The organism is Microbispora sp. H11081, assembly GCF_012999535.1.
GTDB lineage: Bacteria > Actinomycetota > Actinomycetes > Streptosporangiales > Streptosporangiaceae > Microbispora.
Map to the genome: position 1 here is coordinate 1 of NZ_JABBWV010000048.1, position 611 is coordinate 611.

1 protein-coding gene is annotated in these 611 nt (G+C 66.0%); it reads right to left on the minus strand.

Translation table 11 applies throughout. The features are described 5' to 3' along the window. Positions 1–44 precede the first annotated feature (44 nt). A partial coding sequence (locus HHX31_RS33430; RefSeq protein WP_169953807.1) for a transposase occupies positions 45–611 on the minus strand: 567 nt, incomplete at its 5' end.

Sequence of the window (611 nt, forward strand, 5' to 3'; positions counted from 1 at the left end):
GAGGATGTCCCGACGTTCGTGGAACTTGATCGGCGGTCCCGCGGTCAGGCGACGTTCTCGTTGTAGCAGTTTGAGGTCGGGTTCTGGGCTGCGACGTGCCGGTCAAGCGCGCTGCGGAGTTTGGGCAGGTGCAGGAAGCCGTTGACGCGGCGGAACTGCTTGGTGGCTTCGGTCATGCCGGCCGCGCACCAGCGCAGCGCCATCTGCCCGTCCTTCCAGTTCTTGACGTTGGCGGCGTGGTCGCGGCAGATGGAGATCATCGATTCGATGGGGTTGGTCGAGCGCAGCGAGCGCGCGAGTGTCGGTGGCACGTCCAGCCGCAGGATGGTCAGCGTCTCGTCCATTCCCTCGCGCAGCGAGGCCGCGGCTCCGGGATACTTCTTGTCCAGTTCAGCGGCCAGCGTGGTCAGCTTGGCTTCGGCGGCGAGTGGGGTGTCGGCGTGGTAGGCGTCGCGCATCCGCTTCTCGGCCACGGCGCGTAGCTTCTCAGGGAGCTTGTCCCGGACATTCCTGATCTTGTGGAGCTGACAGCGCTGAATCACCGGGTGGTCGAACACATCCAGTACCGCCCGGCGCAGCGCTTTGGAGCCGTCGAGCACGACCAGGACGGG